Source organism: Nakamurella sp. GG22 (genome assembly GCF_052976845.2).
Genome location: NZ_JBRIIO020000073.1, coordinates 1 through 1,175, shown reverse-complemented (window position 1 = coordinate 1,175; position 1,175 = coordinate 1). Strand labels below are relative to the sequence as shown.

Below are 1,175 nucleotides of genomic sequence, written 5' to 3'. Positions count from 1 at the left end.
TCCGACTCAGCCCACGGTTGCCGAGTACCACGGACAAGCACGAATCGATGTGGGATCGGGGTGCTGTCCGGTCGGCGGAAGATCCACCCGGTGCTGTCGGGGCCGCCGCCGTCGGGGGCTGGGGTGACGGTGAAACCGTCTTCGTGGACCGACATGTGATGAGCCCGGCACAGCAGGACCAGGTTGTCCAGGTCGGTGAGCCCACCGAAGAGCCAGTGCACGACATGGTGGGCTTCCAGGTGCCGGATCCGGTGACAACCCGGGAACCGGCACCCACCGTCGCGGATCCGCAACGCCCGCCGCAACCCCGGGGAGATCTTCCGGGTCTTGCGACCCAACCTGAGTTGCTCACCGGGGACCGCCGAATTGATCAACGCCACCAACGCCGCATCACACGCGATCCGCCGCGCGGTGCCCCGGTCCACCCCCGGGCCGTGCTCGACCCGGCACACCCCCACCCCGGGGTCATCCGTGCCGTCCTGTGCTGCCCCGGTCAGCACCGCGGCGTCGGCGTGCAGCACCAGCAGGTGCCGGTCATCCCCGGAACTGTCCACCGGCCCCGCGGCCAGCGCGGTGTGCACCATGGCCATCAACGCGTCCGGTTCAGACCCGCTGTCACCGCTGTCATCGGCTTGTTCTAGGGCGGCGACCAGGACCGCGCCCTCGTCGGCCGGTAACCGGGCGGTCAGCACCAGCATGCCGTCCTCGTCGAAGAACCACCTCGCCCGCCGCCGGTGCTGCTGAGCAGTGCCGGTGCCGTCGACCTTGCGGTAGGCGCGGACCAACCGCTCCAACTGCGCCGCGGTATGCACCAGCGCCTGCTCCAACAACGTTGATTCCGGCACCCGGTCGGCGACCCTGGTCGCCGCCCGCACCTTCGAATACGACAACCGCCCCGCGGCGAACGCCGCATCCAACAACGGCAACGACACCAACGCCGACGCGACCCGCACATACTCCCGGGCCGCGCCCGGCGCCACCGAACACGCCCACGCCAACCAATGCGCACACGACTTGATCCCCCACTGCGCCCACCCCTTCCGCCGGTCGAACTCCGCGATCAACCGCAACCAGCCCCCGGTCGACGCAGCCAAACCAGCTGCCAGAGAACAGATCTCCGCCTCCAGATCCTCCAACGGCACAGCACCCGGCGGATCCACCGGCATCACCGGAAC

General features: G+C 69.4%; 1 protein-coding gene. It reads right to left on the bottom strand.

The window, feature by feature from the left end:
* Positions 1 to 1,160 (bottom strand): HNH endonuclease signature motif containing protein (locus tag ACVBEQ_RS28045; protein ID WP_447156728.1); only part of this gene is annotated, 1,160 nt, incomplete at its 3' end.
* Positions 1,161 to 1,175 lie beyond the last annotated feature (15 nt).